Origin of the sequence: Vibrio sp. M260121 (assembly GCF_036533715.1) — a bacterium.
In the GTDB taxonomy this organism is placed as follows: domain Bacteria; phylum Pseudomonadota; class Gammaproteobacteria; order Enterobacterales; family Vibrionaceae; genus Vibrio.
This window is the reverse complement of sequence record NZ_JATABF010000033.1, coordinates 11,840-27,005: the sequence shown is the minus strand read 5'-3', so window position 1 is coordinate 27,005 and position 15,166 is coordinate 11,840. Positions and strand designations below refer to the sequence as shown.

The 15,166-nt window shown below is 48.3% G+C and carries 14 protein-coding genes; 12 read left to right on the top strand and 2 right to left on the bottom strand.

The window, feature by feature from the left end; all coding sequences use genetic code 11:
• Positions 1 to 2 precede the first annotated feature (2 nt).
• Both QTO06_RS17065 and QTO06_RS17060 read right to left on the bottom strand, forming a co-directional pair.
• Positions 3 to 1,172, bottom strand: coding sequence for an isovaleryl-CoA dehydrogenase (locus QTO06_RS17065; RefSeq protein ID WP_331409054.1), 1,170 nt, complete (start codon positions 1,170 to 1,172; stop codon positions 3 to 5).
• Between the two features lie 111 nt (positions 1,173 to 1,283).
• Entirely contained in the window at positions 1,284 to 1,667 is a 384-nt protein-coding gene (locus tag QTO06_RS17060) for a MerR family transcriptional regulator (RefSeq protein WP_005440681.1), read from the bottom strand.
• A 290-nt stretch (positions 1,668 to 1,957) separates the two neighbouring features.
• Between QTO06_RS17060 and QTO06_RS17055 the strand changes: the two genes are divergently transcribed.
• From QTO06_RS17055 to cyoE, 12 genes are all read left to right on the top strand, one after another.
• Positions 1,958 to 3,169: a thiolase family protein gene (locus tag QTO06_RS17055; RefSeq protein ID WP_331409053.1), complete on the top strand. Its 1,212-nt coding sequence runs from the start codon at positions 1,958 to 1,960 to the stop codon at positions 3,167 to 3,169.
• Positions 3,170 to 3,205: 36 nt separating this feature from the next.
• Complete coding sequence (locus tag QTO06_RS17050; RefSeq protein WP_258472398.1) at positions 3,206 to 4,699, top strand: CoA-acylating methylmalonate-semialdehyde dehydrogenase; 1,494 nt, start codon at positions 3,206 to 3,208, stop codon at positions 4,697 to 4,699.
• Between the two features lie 17 nt (positions 4,700 to 4,716).
• Positions 4,717 to 5,871, top strand: coding sequence for an acyl-CoA dehydrogenase family protein (locus QTO06_RS17045; protein ID WP_103414064.1), 1,155 nt, complete (start codon positions 4,717 to 4,719; stop codon positions 5,869 to 5,871).
• Between the two features lie 68 nt (positions 5,872 to 5,939).
• Positions 5,940 to 6,728: an enoyl-CoA hydratase gene (locus QTO06_RS17040; protein ID WP_331409051.1), complete on the top strand. Its 789-nt coding sequence runs from the start codon at positions 5,940 to 5,942 to the stop codon at positions 6,726 to 6,728.
• 8 nt (positions 6,729 to 6,736) lie between these two features.
• Positions 6,737 to 7,861, top strand: a complete 1,125-nt coding sequence (locus tag QTO06_RS17035) for an enoyl-CoA hydratase/isomerase family protein (RefSeq protein ID WP_331409050.1) — start codon at positions 6,737 to 6,739, stop codon at positions 7,859 to 7,861.
• An 11-nt stretch (positions 7,862 to 7,872) separates the two neighbouring features.
• A complete protein-coding gene (gene mmsB / locus QTO06_RS17030) occupies positions 7,873 to 8,778 on the top strand; it encodes a 3-hydroxyisobutyrate dehydrogenase (RefSeq protein WP_331409049.1) in 906 nt (301 codons plus the stop codon).
• Positions 8,779 to 8,837: 59 nt separating this feature from the next.
• Positions 8,838 to 9,596 (top strand): SDR family oxidoreductase, encoded by a 759-nt coding sequence (locus QTO06_RS17025; protein WP_005443821.1) that lies wholly within the window; start codon positions 8,838 to 8,840, stop codon positions 9,594 to 9,596.
• A 629-nt stretch (positions 9,597 to 10,225) separates the two neighbouring features.
• Positions 10,226 to 11,107 (top strand): ubiquinol oxidase subunit II, encoded by an 882-nt coding sequence (gene cyoA, locus QTO06_RS17020; protein ID WP_331409048.1) that lies wholly within the window; start codon positions 10,226 to 10,228, stop codon positions 11,105 to 11,107.
• A 5-nt stretch (positions 11,108 to 11,112) separates the two neighbouring features.
• Complete coding sequence (gene cyoB, locus QTO06_RS17015) at positions 11,113 to 13,149, top strand: cytochrome o ubiquinol oxidase subunit I (RefSeq protein ID WP_331409047.1); 2,037 nt, start codon at positions 11,113 to 11,115, stop codon at positions 13,147 to 13,149.
• On the top strand, positions 13,139 to 13,738 hold the full coding sequence (cyoC, locus tag QTO06_RS17010) for a cytochrome o ubiquinol oxidase subunit III (RefSeq protein ID WP_331409046.1): 600 nt from the start codon (positions 13,139 to 13,141) through the stop codon (positions 13,736 to 13,738). The genes cyoB and cyoC overlap by 11 nt, the downstream gene beginning before the upstream one ends.
• Complete coding sequence (cyoD, locus tag QTO06_RS17005; protein ID WP_005443825.1) at positions 13,738 to 14,049, top strand: cytochrome o ubiquinol oxidase subunit IV; 312 nt, start codon at positions 13,738 to 13,740, stop codon at positions 14,047 to 14,049. The genes cyoC and cyoD overlap by 1 nt, the downstream gene beginning before the upstream one ends.
• A gap of 8 nt (positions 14,050 to 14,057) precedes the next feature.
• Positions 14,058 to 14,930, top strand: coding sequence for a heme o synthase (gene cyoE / locus QTO06_RS17000; protein ID WP_331409044.1), 873 nt, complete (start codon positions 14,058 to 14,060; stop codon positions 14,928 to 14,930).
• Positions 14,931 to 15,166 lie beyond the last annotated feature (236 nt).

The window sequence follows — 15,166 nt, the reverse complement described above, 5'->3', positions numbered from 1 at the left end:
GGTTAGCGAGACTCTTCGAACAACTCTCGTCCAATCAGCATGCGGCGAATTTCAGAGGTGCCAGCACCAATCTCATACAGTTTGGCATCACGGAGCAAACGCCCAGTCGCGTATTCGTTGATGTAGCCATTGCCGCCTAGTAGTTGAATAGCATCGAGCGACATTTGTGTGGCAAGTTCGGCGCTGTAAAGGATCACGCCAGCGGCGTCTTTACGCGTGCATTCACCTCGGTCACAGGCGGCTGCGACTGCATAAACATAAGCTTTGGCGGCGTTCATGCGTGAATACATGTCAGCAAGCTTTCCTTGCACGAGTTGGAATTCACCGATGGATTTGCCGAACTGTTTGCGGTCATGAACATACGGAACCACTTCGTCCATACAGGCTTGCATGATGCCAAGTGGACCGGCTGCTAATACCACGCGTTCGTAATCCAAACCGCTCATCAACACTTCGACACCACGGTTTAACTCGCCTAACACATTCTCTTTTGGGACGACACAATCTTGGAACACCAATTCGCAGGTGTTGGAGCCGCGCATACCAAGTTTGTCGAGTTTCTGCGCATGGCTAAAGCCTTCAAATTCTCGCTCAATAATGAAAGCGGTGATGCCGCGAGACCCGCCACTGGGATCGGTTTTCGCGTAAACCACTAAGGTATCGGCATCAGGACCGTTGGTGATCCACATTTTATTGCCGTTCATCAGATAGTGGTCGCCTTTATCTTCGGCTCGTAGCTGCATACTAACCACATCAGAACCTGAGTTTGGCTCACTCATGGCTAGTGCGCCGACGTGAGAACCATCGATGAGTTTAGGTAGGTACTTTTCTCGTTGAGCAGGGGAGCCATTGCGAAAGATTTGGTTAACACAAAGGTTGGAATGCGCGCCGTAACTGAGCGCGACAGACGCCGAAGCTCGGCTGATCTCTTCCATCGCGACAACGTGAGCAAGATAGCCCATGCCTGCACCGCCAAACTCTTCGTCGACGGTTACGCCAAGCAAGCCCATTTCACCGAACTTGGACCACAGATGATTGGGGAATTGGTTATCTCGGTCGATATCTGCGGCGATGGGGGCGATATGCTCGGTGGCGAACGCGTTGACGTGGTCTCGGAGCATATCGATGGTTTCACCAAGCCCAAAGTTGAGTGGGGTGTAGCTGCTTTTCATAACATTTCCCTGTTGAAAGTACTGCGTTTATTAGTACGGATAAGGTTCGAGTTACACTGCTTGGGCTTGGAAATTATGGTTATTCTTGTTTTAGTAGTTATAAGTTTGTAGTTATTGGCTGTTAGCTTTATTGTCGCTTAGCGCTTGTTTACATCGCTCTTTGGCTGTTTCTAGCTCGTTCATTACAACGCTAATATCATCCAGTTGCTGCTGTAAGTGCGCTTGTTTTTCATCAATGATGGTTAGCATTTTAAGCAGCTGACCATCGCTTTGTTGGGTATCGTACAGCTCGAACAACTCTCGAATTTCCGCAAGCGAAAAGCCCAATCGCTTACCACGTAAAATCAACTTTAGACGGATCTTATCTCTGCGTTGGTATACACGAATATTGCCTTTTCGTTCCGGCTCTATCAGCCCGACATCCTCATAAAAACGAATGCTTCGGGTCGTGATGTCGAACTCTTTGGCGAGGTCACTTATCTTGAATTTATCCACTCGGTTTTTCCCTCTAATGAATAGTTTTGGCTTCTTAAAATCCCTTCAAGCCTTGAACTAAACGGGCTAGCTAAAAGCATGAGAGTAAATTTGTGTTGTTATTAATGTGTTTCTTTACGTTAACGTAAATGTTAGTGCTATGCTTACGTAAACGTCAAGAAATCACAGTGCGAAAATTCATCGTTTTATGAGAGGCTGGAGTGACACCACATTTTATGTGAAAGCTCCGTGGTAGCAGGTGTGAGGGATGAGTTCGTGAACTGTGAATTATCGTCAGAAGGGACGAGATCATGGGAAACGACATCTGGATTGTCAGTGCAAAGCGAACGCCAATCGGGCGCTTTCAAGGTCAGTTACAAGGTTATTCAGCGCCTCAATTAGGGGCATTTGCTATCAAAGCGGCAATGGATGCGAGTGGTGTTAGCGAAGTCGACGAACTCTACATGGGCTGCGTATTACCTGCGGGGTGCGGACAAGCACCAGCCAGACAAGCAGCACTAGGTGCAGATCTTCCGCTGACAACGGGCTGTACCACCATCAACAAAGTGTGTGGCTCTGGCATGAAAAGCGTCATGTTAGCTCACGATCTTATCAAAGCGGGCAGCATTCGCAGTGCCATTGCTGGTGGTATGGAAAGCATGACTAATGCGCCGTACCTGCTTAAAGAAGCACGTAACGGCATGCGAATGGGTCACCAATCTATCTATGACCACATGTTTCTCGACGGTCTTCAAGATGCGTATGAAGGGCATTTGATGGGAGTCTATGCGCAGCAAACGGCTGATCGTTCTGAATTTACCCGTGAACAAATGGATGAATGGGCGATCCTATCTGCGACAAGAGCATTGGAAGCGCAAGAGCAGCATCTGTTTGACGGCGAGATCTCGCCGATAGAAATCACGACTCGTCATAGCACTTCAACATTGGATTATGACGAGCATCCACGCTCGATTAAGCTCGACAAGATCCCTCAACTCAAACCTGCTTTTGATAAGAATGGCTCAGTGACCGCAGCAAACTCTAGTGCGATTTCTGATGGGGCTGCGGCGTTAGTATTGATGGATTCTCAAGTCGCACAGCATCAAGGGTTAGCGCCATTAGCAATCATCAAAGGGCACTCAACCCACGCCAGAAAGCCTGCTGAATTTACCCTCGCCCCTGTCTTTGCGATGGAGCAGTTGTTATCTCAACTCGATTGGTCAGTAGACGAGGTTGATCTTTGGGAGATCAACGAAGCGTTCGCCGTTGTTACGCAAATTGCGGTACGTCAATTGGGCATCGATACAGACAAAGTAAACATCAAAGGTGGGGCGTGTGCGCTTGGGCATCCAATTGGTGCGAGCGGAGCACGTATTTTGGTGACCCTCATTCATAGTCTACGCCAACTGCAAACGCTTGGTGTAGATGGTGACAACAACAATAAAAAGGTGATGCGAGGTGTTGCATCACTGTGTATCGGTGGTGGTGAAGCCACTGCCATTGGTATCGAGATACCGCTTTAAATCCAATTATCAAATAACGTAAAGAAGGACTAGATTATGACTCGCACGGTTCCCTTATTCATCGATGGTGAGTTTCGTGAATCTCAAGCAACGGATTGGGTAGAAGTCACAAACCCTGCTACCAATGAAGTGATTGCGCGCTTGCCGTGTGCTACGGATGAAGAGATGCACGCGGCAATTGAAAGTGCAAAAGCCACCTTTACCTGTTGGAAAGATGTCGCCGTTTCTGAGCGCGCTCGCTTGATGCTACGCTATCAACATCTACTGAAAGAACATCACGATGAACTGGCGACGCTACTTTCTCATGAAACAGGCAAGATCTTTGCGGATGCAAAAGGGGATGTGTGGCGTGGGATCGAAGTCGTAGAGCAAGCCGCCAATATCGCCAGCAACATGATGGGAGAAACCGTCGAGAACGTTGCGACTGATATCGACAGTTATTCGCTGATCCAACCGCTTGGGGTGTGCTGCGGTATTACGCCATTTAACTTCCCCGCCATGATCCCTTTGTGGATGTTCCCAATTGCGATTGCGAGCGGTAATACCTTTGTCCTTAAGCCTTCTGAGCAAGTGCCTCTCACGTCAATTCGCTTGGCTGAGCTGTTCGAAGAAGCGGGTGCACCAAAAGGTGTGTTACAAATCGTGCACGGTCGTAAAGAGCAGGTCGACTTGCTGCTGAAACATCCCGATATCCAAGCCGTTTCTTTCGTTGGTTCTGTACCCGTAGCGCAATACATTTACACCACAGGCACGCAGAACTTCAAACGTGTTCAAGCTTTTGCTGGGGCGAAAAACCATATGGTAGTGATGCCAGATGCGAACAAAAACCAAGTGATGAACAACTTAGTGGGTTCTTCGGTTGGCGCAGCAGGACAACGTTGCATGGCGATATCTGTCGCTGTGTTTGTAGGCAGTTCTAAAGAGTGGATTGCCGATTTAAAACAAGAAATGGCGAAAGTGCATCCTGGCGCTTGGGATGACGAGAATGCCGCGTATGGTCCTTTGATCAGCGCACAAGCAAAACAGCGTGTGCTCGGTTTGATTGAAGAAGGCAAACAACAAGGGGCGGTGTGTGAACTTGATGGTAGCCAATGTGAAGTAGAGGGCTTCCCAGAAGGTAACTGGGTCGGTCCGACTTTATTCAGCGGCGTCACTACCGAGATGTCGATTTACACCCAAGAAATCTTCGGACCTGTTTTGGTGTGTATTGAGGTCGACACGTTACAAGAAGCGATAGAGCTCGTGAATCGCAACCCATACGGCAACGGTACTTCCATCTTCACTGCGAATGGTGCGGCGGCGAGAAAGTATCAACATGAGATTCAGGTCGGTCAGGTAGGTGTGAACGTGCCGATTCCAGTGCCTTTGCCATTCTTCTCGTTTACGGGTTGGCGCGGCAGCTTTTACGGTGATTTGCACGCCTACGGCAAACAAGCGGTGCGCTTCTACACTGAGACCAAAACTGTGACGGCTCGTTGGTTTGATGACGATATCCCAACTGGTCCAAACCTCACCATTAACTTGCGCTAACGAAGTAAGGAGCTCATATGGATTTTGAACTCAACGAAGATCAACGTATGTTTGCCGACACGGCTCAGCAGTTTGCGGCAGAGCGTTTAGCGCCAATGGCAGCAGAGTGGGATGAGAAACAAATCTTCCCGAAAGACATCCTACGAGAGGCAGGAGAACTCGGTTTCTTGAGCCTCTATACCCCAGAAGAACAAGGCGGTTTGGGCTTAAGCCGGTTAGATGCGTCTATCATTTTCGAGCAGCTCTCTATGGGGTGCACATCGACCACCGCATTTATGACCATTCACAACATGGTGACTTGGATGGTCGCGAGCTTTGCGACCGATGAAGTAAAAGACGCGTTCTGCCCAAAACTTATTACGGGTGAATTTCTCGGTTCTTACTGTTTAACCGAGCCAAACGCAGGTTCGGACGCGGCATCTCTAACGACTTCTGCAACTAAACAAGGCGATAACTACATACTCAACGGCGGCAAAACCTTTATTTCTGGCGCAGGCGATACCGACGTTTTAGTCGTGATGGCGAGAACCGGCGATGCTGGCGCGAAAGGCGTATCTGCATTTGTTGTCCCGGCCGATGCAGAAGGGATTAGCTACGGACGTAAAGAGCCGAAAATGGGTTGGAATAGTCAGCCAACACGCGCGGTAACGTTCGACAATGTTTCTATTCCTGCGTCACATTTGCTCGGTGAAGAAGGACAAGGGTTTGTGTTCGCTATGAAAGGTTTGGATGGCGGGCGCATTAACATTGCTACGTGTTCTGTCGGTACGGCTCAACAAGCGTTGAATCAAGCGGCGCAGTACATGCAAGAGCGCAAACAGTTTGGCAAATCATTAGCTCAATTCCAAGCATTGCAATTCAAACTGGCAGACATGGCAACCGAGCTTGTCGCTGCTCGCCAACTGGTGCGGTACGCCGCTAGCAAGTTAGACCGAGGTGACCCAGACGCCACGACTTATTGTGCCATGGCAAAACGCTTTGCAACCGATGTCGGCTTTCAAGTCTGTGACCAAGCGCTGCAACTTTACGGTGGCTATGGTTACATCAAAGAATACCCAATGGAACGCTATTTCCGTGATGTTCGAGTGCACCAAATTTTGGAAGGCACCAACGAGATCATGCGTTTGATCATCGCACGTCGATTGCTCGCAGAGGAGTCGGCATTGTTATAAATGGGCCGACAAGCTCTGCTTTTATTCATAAAGCTCAGGTCATTTTCATCAAGAAAGGATTCAGAGATATGTCATTACCAGAACAACAAGCGATTCAACACACCATCAGCAATCACGTTGCGGTGGTGACCATGAACAACCCGCCCGCCAATACTTGGACGTCACAAAGCTTAACGGCATTGAAAGAGCTAGTGCTGACGCTAAACGACAATAAAGACGTTTACGCTCTAGTACTCACGGGGAATGGAGAGAAGTTTTTCTCTGCAGGGGCAGACCTCAAGTTGTTTGCCGATGGCGATAAAGCGGTGGCGTTAGAGATGGCGCGTATCTTTGGCGAAGCCTTTGAAACGCTCTCTGCATTTCGAGGGGTTTCCATCGCAGCCATCAACGGTTATGCCATGGGAGGCGGATTAGAAGTCGCGTTGGCGTGTGATATTCGTGTAGTGGAAGAGCAAGCCGTACTGGCACTGCCAGAGGCGAAAGTGGGCTTACTGCCTTGTGCTGGTGGTACGCAAAACCTAACCGCATTGGTCGGTGAAGGTTGGGCGAAACGCATCATATTGTGCGGCGAACAAGTCGGTGCAGCACAAGCGCGAGAACTTGGCTTAGCGGAAGAAGTGGTGGAAAAAGGTGGAGCGCTTAATAAAGCCATTGAGCTTGCAGAATCGGTTGCCAATCAATCGCCGTCCTCGGTAACCGCATGTAAAGCGCTTATCCAAAACATGCGCTCAGCGCCACTCAAACATGGTCTGATTAAAGAGCGAGAACTGTTTCTAAACTTATTCGATACCGAAGATCAAACCGAGGGGGTTCGTGCCTTCTTAGAAAAACGTAAACCCAACTGGAAGAATCAATAGGAGGTCGCATGACAGGGAAAGTAACCATTAGCGAAATAGATTGCTTAGACGGCGTGCACCGAATTGGTATCGCGACGTTAGACAACACGGCTTCTTTGAATGCGTTGACTTACGACATGCTGGCAGAGCTCAACGACCAACTTATCGAATGGCAAGATGACCCTGATTTGGTGTGTGTCATCCTCAATGGAGCGGGTGAAAAAGCGTTTTGTGCAGGGGGCGATGTACGAACCATGTACCACGTCATGCACGAGAAAAGTAAAGAAGAAACTGCCGAGTTCTGTTCTAACTACTTCTCGCTTGAGTACGAATGCGACTACCTGATTCATACCTACCAAAAGCCAATCATTGGCTGGGGAGAGGGCATTGTGATGGGCGGCGGCATGGGATTGTTTATGGGCACCAGCCACAGGGTCGTCACGCCTAAATCTCGTCTCGCGATGCCAGAGATCAATATCGGGCTTTACCCAGACGTAGGTGGCACTTGGTTCTTAAGTCAAATCGACCGAGAGGTAGGTCTGTTTCTCGGTCTAACTGGCGCAATGGTGAATTCAAGTGACGCTGTCACTATCGGGTTGGCAGAGTGGTTGCTGCTGGAAGAGCAATATCCGGCACTATTAGAAGAGCTGAAACAAGTCGCTTGGGGTTCTGCCGATGCCAAATCGCTCGTCAGTGCGTTACTTCAATTGATGGAAGAGCAAGTCATCGACAGCAAGCCGACAACACTGGTTTGCCCTTATCTCGATCAAATTAAAGAAGCCTGCAAAGGCTATGACTTAAATCAGATAGCCCAACGCATTCAAGCAATGGAAGGCGAGACTCAATGGCTTGAGAACGCACAAAAATCGTTTGTTGCGGGCAGTCCGATCACGGCACATATCTGTTTTAGACAAGTCAAAGAGTACCACCGTTTGTCGTTGGCGGATTGTTTCCGTCTAGAGCTAACCTTGTCAGTTCGCAGCGCATTACTCGGTGAGTTTGAAGAGGGCGTGCGCTCTCGATTAGTTGATAAAGACGGCAATCCAAAATGGATGTTTAACAGCGTCAGTGAAGTCGATGAGAGCGTCATCGATACCTTGTTCACTTCTCTTTGGTCAGAAGAGGAACATCCGCTTGCACAGCTAGGAAAATAAGGAGAAACAACATGAGTACCATTGCATTTATTGGCTTAGGCAACATGGGCAGTCCAATGGCACAAAACCTATTGGCGTCAGGGTTTCATGTGCAAGTGTTCGATGTGGATGTGAACGCGGCGAAGCAACTTGAACCGTTTGGCGCGGTGGTAGCTAGCACGTTAGAAGAAGCCGTGGATGGCGCGGGAACCATCATCACCATGCTACCTGCAGGTGCACACGTGCGCGCGGTGTACTTGGGGGATTTACACGGTGGTGTCGGTCTGCTTAACATTGTGCAGGACAACGCATTGCTGATTGACTGTTCGACCATCGATCCAGATTCTGCTCGCTTGGTGGCGAACGAAGCTCAGAACAAACGATTGTTGTTTGTCGATTCTCCCGTCTCTGGTGGTGTAGCAGGCGCAAAAGCAGCAACGCTGACCTTTATTGTTGGTGGCTCGGATGAAGCGTTCTCTAAAGCCAATGCGATCTTGCAATACATGGGCAAGAACGTGTTCCACGCTGGTAAAGCGGGCGACGGTCAGATGGCAAAAATCTGTAATAACCTGATGTTGGGCATTTTGATGTCGGGAACCTGCGAGGCGCTCAATCTCGGCATTGACCATGGTCTCGACCCGAAAGTCTTATCCAATATCATGCTGCAAAGCTCTGGTCGAAACTGGGCGTTAGAGCTCTATAACCCATGCCCCGGCGTGATGGATTCTGCGCCAGCGAGTAATCAATACAATCCCGGCTTTATGAGCAAGTTGATGCTCAAAGATCTTGGCCTAGGCTTGGATTCGGCGCTGCAAACCAACTCTTCTGTTCCGATGGGCTCTTTGGCTCGTAACCTTTATGCATTCCATAACGCAGCAGGTCATGCCGAACTCGATTTCTCTAGCTTGTTTGAATTCTATAAGAACCAGAAGGGCTAACGGAGATATTTCCTATCAGGCGTTTGAGCATGGAAGTTATCCAGTAATGGAGTACAGATATGGATTTAAAAAACAGTGTCATTGCAATCACAGGTGCGGGGCAAGGACTAGGACAGATGATGGCGGTCAGCCTTGCTCAAGCGGGCGCGGATTTAGCATTGCTAGATGTTAACGAAACGGGACTGCTGAATACCCAAGAACAATGCCGGATGCTCAGTGCCAAAGCATTGATCTATCGACTTGATGTCACCAATGAATCTGAAGTGGAGGATACCTTTAATGAGATTCTTCAAGACTTTGGGCAGCTAAATGGCTTAGTTAATAACGCTGGCGTCTTGCGAGATGGGTTGTTAGTCAAAGCCAAAGATGGCGAGATCACCAAGATGTCGCTTGAGCAGTTCAACCTAGTAATGAACGTCAACGTCACGGGCACCTTCTTGTGTGGTCGAGAAGCGGCAGTCAAAATGATCGAGAGTGGCTCGAAGGGTGCCATCATTAACATCTCTAGCGTGGCGAGAGCGGGCAATATTGGGCAAACCAATTACTCTGCATCGAAAGCTGCCGTCGCAACCATGGCAACAACATGGGCAAGAGAACTCGCCAGATATGGTATTCGCTCTGCGGCTATTGCGCCCGGTGTCGTCAAAACGGCAATGGCAGATCAAATGAAACCAGAAGCCATAGACCGACTGCAAAAGATGATACCCGTCGGTAGGATGGGGGAGACGAGTGAGATTGCTCATGCCGTGAAATACATTCTTGAAAACGACTACTTCACAGGGCGAGTGCTCGAAGTGGATGGCGGGATGAGAATGTAGCATTGAGCCATTGGTTTCTGGTAGCGAGCGCTAGTTAAGTAGCGCTCGTTTCGTTTTAGTGAGTTCATTCGATTAACAATTGAACCAAATATCACTCCTAAAAAGCACTTGGTATTAATCTGGTAAATTGGATTGCCTAAATAATCATTTACTGCAGAAATGCCATGTAAATAGTATGTGAATTCATAACTATGATACTGGTCACGCTTTCCTTAATTCGCACTTTCTAATGTAGCTCACACTCTCGTGCCGAATACGCAACTGATTACTCTTCTCGTTTGCATTGCTTAAGTTACTGTAAAGAAAAGAATATGCGCTGTAGTACGTTAATGTTGTGCACCTGTTTTGCTATTCCTATATCAATATTAGCTTTCATAAATGGAACGTTAGTTTCCATCTGTGGCTAATGAGCTTTCCTTTTTCCCTCCGCATAATGCGCTCGAATGTAACAATGTATTTCAAAGTGTAACAATAAAATCACGTTGTTAGTGTGGTTTTAACCATCAAGCAACTTGATACCTCCCACCAAGAAGTCCATTGCTGCAAAAGCTCAACACAAAAATATTCTAATGACCAAGACAACCAATCGCAGGGCTTGCTCTGTTGTTGGCTAACCATCGAGAAAGTTAATGGAAGCTTCAAGATACAAACGCATCTTAGCGAGGATAAGTTTGGCAGGAACCATTCTTATGCTTTCAGGGTGTAACTCTGCTCTACTTGACCCGAAAGGTAGTATTGGCGTTCAGGAAAAAGAACTGATCATTACAGCGCTTTTACTGATGCTGATTGTCGTGATCCCCGTGATTTTAATGACAATCTATTTTGCTTACCGCTACCGAGAGTCGAACACTGGCGAGGAATACGCTCCAGAGTGGGCGCACTCGACCAAGATCGAAGTGGTGGTGTGGACGATTCCAATCATCATCATCGCGATTCTGGCAACCATCACTTGGCGTTCTACTCACGAGTTAGAGCCATCCAAGCCCATCCCAAGTGACGTCAAACCCATCACCATTGAGGTGGTGTCACTCGACTGGAAATGGCTATTCATCTACCCAGAAGAGAACATTGCGACAGTGAACTATGTGGCGTTTCCGAAAGATGTTCCGGTTCAGTTCAAACTGACCTCAGACAACATCATGAACGCGTTCTTTATCCCGCGTCTCGGTACTCAGATTTACGCGATGCCAGGCATGGTGACCAAGTTAAATCTGATTGCGAACCACACAGGGGATTACAAAGGCTTTGCTTCTAACTACAGCGGTAAGGGCTTCTCGCAGATGAAATTTACCGCAGCAGCAATGGAAGATCGCACTGCATTCCTGAATTGGGTGCAACAAGTGAAAGCCAGCCCTGATCGAATCGAAGACTGGGAGCAATTCCGTGCGCTTGCATCACCAACGGTGGCGGAGCCTGTGAAGATGTTCTCTAGTATTCCACCATTTTTGTTCACCGACGTCGTGACCCAGCATCCGGGTTCAATGAACTGTTTGCCGGAAAATCTAGGATAATCGCAATGTTTGGAAGATTAACACTTGAATCAATCCCTTATCACGAGCCGATTATCGTCGTCACTCTAGCGGTGATCGCGATCGTTGGTTTGGCTGTCGTTGCGGCGATAACCAAAGCGGGTAAGTGGCAATACTTATGGAATGAATGGTTTACTTCGGTAGACCACAAAAAACTAGGCTTTATGTACATCGCTGTGGCAATGGTGATGTTGATTCGTGGCTTTGCTGATGCGGTCATGATGCGCAGCCAACAACTGCTTTCTGCGGCAGGCGAGAGCGGTTATTTACCACCACATCACTACGACCAAATCTTTACTGCCCATGGCGTAATCATGATTTTCTTCGTGGCAATGCCGTTGGTGATTGGTTTGATGAACATCATCGTTCCGCTGCAAATTGGTGCGCGTGATGTGGCGTTCCCTTATCTAAACAACCTAAGTTTCTGGCTGTTTATTGTGGGCGTGATCCTCACTAACATGTCACTTGGCTTGGGTGAGTTTGGTCGTACTGGTTGGTTGGCATATCCGCCGCTGTCTGGTATAGAGGCAAGCCCCGGAGTTGGGGTGGATTATTGGATATGGGCACTGCAAATATCCGGTGTCGGTACCACGCTGACCGGCGTGAACTTCTTCGCGACTATCTTGCGCATGCGTACGCCGTCTATGCCAATGATGAAGATGCCAGTATTCACGTGGGCTTCCCTGTGTGCCAACATTCTAATCATCATTTCATTCCCAATTCTAACCGTAACCATCGCGCTACTGACACTGGATCGCTACATCGGTACGCACTTCTTCACCAATGATCTTGGCGGCAACGTGATGATGTACGTCAACCTGATTTGGGCATGGGGTCACCCAGAAGTGTACATCCTGATCTTGCCTATTTTTGGTGTCTTCTCTGAGGTAACGGCAACCTTCTCACGCAAGAAGCTGTTTGGTTACACCTCGCTAGTATGGGCGACCATTGTAATTACGATTTTGGCGTTCGTCGTTTGGCTGCATCACTTCTTCACCATGGGCTCAGGTGCAAATGTGAATGCATTCTTCGGCATCGCCACCATGATTATTTCCATCCCTACCGGGGTGAAGATCTTCAACTGGCTATTCACCATGTACAAAGGGCGAATCCGCTTTACCACGCCGATGATGTGGACAGTAGGCTTCCTGATTACCTTCTCTGTAGGTGGTATGACGGGCGTCCTAATGGCAGTACCGGGCGCGGACTTTGTTCTGCATAACTCTGTGTTCCTGATTGCGCACTTCCATAACGTAATCATTGGTGGTGTTGTGTTCGGTTGTTTCGCGGCAATCACTTACTGGTTCCCGAAAGCGACGGGTTTCACCATGAACGAAACATGGGGCAAACGTGCATTCATTTGCTGGATTGTTGGCTTCTTAATGGCGTTCCTACCGCTTTATGCACTGGGCTTTATGGGCATGACGCGTCGTCTAAGCCAAGACCTTAACCCAGAGTACTTCCCACTGTTGGCAGTTGCAGCAGCAGGTACGGCAGTGATTGCGCTTGGCGTAGCTTGTCAGTTCATTCAAATCTACGTGAGTGTTCGTGACCGTGAGCAAAACCGTGACCTAACGGGTGACCCGTGGGGCGGTCGTACTTTCGAGTGGGCGACGTCTTCACCACCGCCGTTCTACAACTTTGCCCACCTACCAAAAGGTGATGTGCTAGACGCGTTCTGGTACCAAAAGCAGAGTGGCGAATTCGATCCAACCAAAGAAGTGGAATACGAACGCATTCACATGCCGAAGAACACTCCAACAGGTATCTATGTGTCTGCATGGGCGTTGGTGTTTGGCTTCGCGATGATCTGGTACATCTGGTGGCTGGCAGCAGCAAGCTTTGTTGGCATCATCGTGACGTGTATCCAGCACAGCTACAACGACGACGTGGATTACTACGTTGAAGTAGAAGAAATCAAAGCGATTGAAGCGGAGCGTCGAGCTCAACTTGAAGAAGCGAAGAAAAACGAAGTGAAAGACAACGAGAAAAAAGACGATCTGGAGGTAACCTATGCAAGCTAATGTTGCGGTTCACGACCACGATCATCACCATGATTCTGCTGGCATTAAGCTGTTTGGATTCTGGATTTACCTAATGAGTGACTGTGTATTGTTTGCGACTTTGTTCGCGACTTACGCAGTACTAGAAAGCGGCTCTATTGCGGGTCCAACCGGTAAAGACATTTTCGAACTTCCGTTTGTGTTTGTAGAAACCATGTTGCTGCTGTTCAGTAGTATCACGTTTGGCTTCGGCATGATTGCGATAAAACGCAAAGACGTTGCAGGGTTAAAACGTTGGTTAAAAGTGACCTTCTTACTTGGCGCTGGCTTTATCGGGATGGAAGTGTACGAGTTCCATCACCTGATTGTTGAAGGCTATGGTCCACAAGAAAGTGCGTTTCTATCTGCGTTCTTCACTTTGGTTGGAACACACGGTCTGCACGTAACCTTTGGTTTGATCTGGCTAGCCGTGTGCTACCACCAACTGTCAACCAAAGGCTTGAACGATAACATGTCGATGCGATTCCAGTGCTTGAGCTTGTTCTGGCACTTCCTAGACATCGTTTGGATTTGTGTATTCACCATCGTTTACTTATTGGGGGTTATGTAATGGAACAACATCTAGATACAGGTGCCTCCGATTACGTAAAAGGCTTTATTGCGTCTCTGATCCTGACCGTGATTCCTTTCTACTGTGTGTGGGCGCAAGTGCTGCCAGATACCGCAACTTATGCTGTGCTATTTGGTTGTGCGATTGTGCAGATCTTCGTGCACTTTAAGTACTTCCTGCACATGGAAGTGAAAACGTCAGAAGGTCAGTGGAACGTGGTGTCACTGATGTTTACCGCCATTGTTGTGTTGATTCTGATCGCTGGTTCGATCTGGATCATCTACAACATGAACGTCAACATGAAGTTGTAGGCTAGGGTATGCTGAAAAGTTATTTGTCTATTACTAAACCGGGCATCATTTTCGGCAACCTGATTTCTGTTGCGGCGGGGTTCTTCCTCGCCGCAAAATCAGAACCCGCTAACTTTCTGTTGTTGCTAACAACGTTAGTTGGTGTCGGGCTTGTGATTGCATCAGGATGCGTGGTGAACAACATTTTCGACCGCGATATCGACCAAAAAATGAAGCGCACGCAAAACCGTGAATTGGTGATGGGAAACATCAACATCGACGCGGCGTTTGTCTACGCTTTGGTATTGCTGTTGAATGGTACAGCGTTACTGTTCCAACTGGTGAGTCCGCTCTCGGCTGTGGTTGTACTCTTGGGTTACGTGTTTTACGTTTTCTTCTACACCATGTGGTACAAGCGAAATTCGGTCTACGGCACCTTAGTCGGCAGTATTTCTGGCGCGGTTCCTCCGCTGGTGGGTTACCTTGCTGTGACGAACTACATCAGCTTAGAAGCGATCTTACTCTTCGTTATGTTTTGCCTCTGGCAGATGCCGCACTCATACGCGATTGCTATGTTTCGCATGCAAGATTACCGCGATGCAGGCATTCCTGTTCTTCCCGTTAAAGAGGGCATTACTAAAGCGCATCAACATATGAAAGCGTATGTGGTGGCTTTTGGTGTGGTCGCTATTGGGTTGTTTATGTTGGGTGAAGCTGGGTACGAGTATTTAGCGGTCTCGGCGGCGGTGTGCTTTATGTGGACACGGGTGACATTCCAGAAAGTGAATTACAACAACTACATCCAATGGTCCAAAGCGGTGTTTAAGGTGTCGTTATTGGTCGTAATGAGCATCAGTGGCGTGCTTGGCTTAGAGTTGATTCCACTGCCGTTTATTCATTAAAGGAAAGTAAATCTGAGTTAACGATTGATGCCATCAGTAGTTGTGATGAGAACAAAACCAATGAATGCGGAATCGGTGATCTATCTCACCAAACCTTAATCCAGATTAAAGTTTTGCCGCAGTTTCGGCGGTAAGGTTCGCGTCGCTCATCGCACTGAACAGAAATTCAGAGAAGGAACAGCCATGCTTTGTGTATCGCTGTTCCTTTTTCGTTCCTGCTCGGTAGTGATGTATCT

Coding starts and splice junctions, on each gene's coding strand:
- QTO06_RS17065 (WP_331409054.1), bottom strand. CDS start 1,172: ATGAAAAGCAGCTACACCCCACTCAACTTTGGGCTTGGTGAAACCATC.
- QTO06_RS17055 (WP_331409053.1), top strand. CDS start 1,958: ATGGGAAACGACATCTGGATTGTCAGTGCAAAGCGAACGCCAATCGGG.
- QTO06_RS17050 (WP_258472398.1), top strand. CDS start 3,206: ATGACTCGCACGGTTCCCTTATTCATCGATGGTGAGTTTCGTGAATCT.
- QTO06_RS17045 (WP_103414064.1), top strand. CDS start 4,717: ATGGATTTTGAACTCAACGAAGATCAACGTATGTTTGCCGACACGGCT.
- QTO06_RS17040 (WP_331409051.1), top strand. CDS start 5,940: ATGTCATTACCAGAACAACAAGCGATTCAACACACCATCAGCAATCAC.
- QTO06_RS17035 (WP_331409050.1), top strand. CDS start 6,737: ATGACAGGGAAAGTAACCATTAGCGAAATAGATTGCTTAGACGGCGTG.
- mmsB (WP_331409049.1), top strand. CDS start 7,873: ATGAGTACCATTGCATTTATTGGCTTAGGCAACATGGGCAGTCCAATG.
- QTO06_RS17025 (WP_005443821.1), top strand. CDS start 8,838: ATGGATTTAAAAAACAGTGTCATTGCAATCACAGGTGCGGGGCAAGGA.
- cyoA (WP_331409048.1), top strand. CDS start 10,226: ATGGAAGCTTCAAGATACAAACGCATCTTAGCGAGGATAAGTTTGGCA.
- cyoB (WP_331409047.1), top strand. CDS start 11,113: ATGTTTGGAAGATTAACACTTGAATCAATCCCTTATCACGAGCCGATT.
- cyoC (WP_331409046.1), top strand. CDS start 13,139: ATGCAAGCTAATGTTGCGGTTCACGACCACGATCATCACCATGATTCT.
- cyoD (WP_005443825.1), top strand. CDS start 13,738: ATGGAACAACATCTAGATACAGGTGCCTCCGATTACGTAAAAGGCTTT.
- cyoE (WP_331409044.1), top strand. CDS start 14,058: ATGCTGAAAAGTTATTTGTCTATTACTAAACCGGGCATCATTTTCGGC.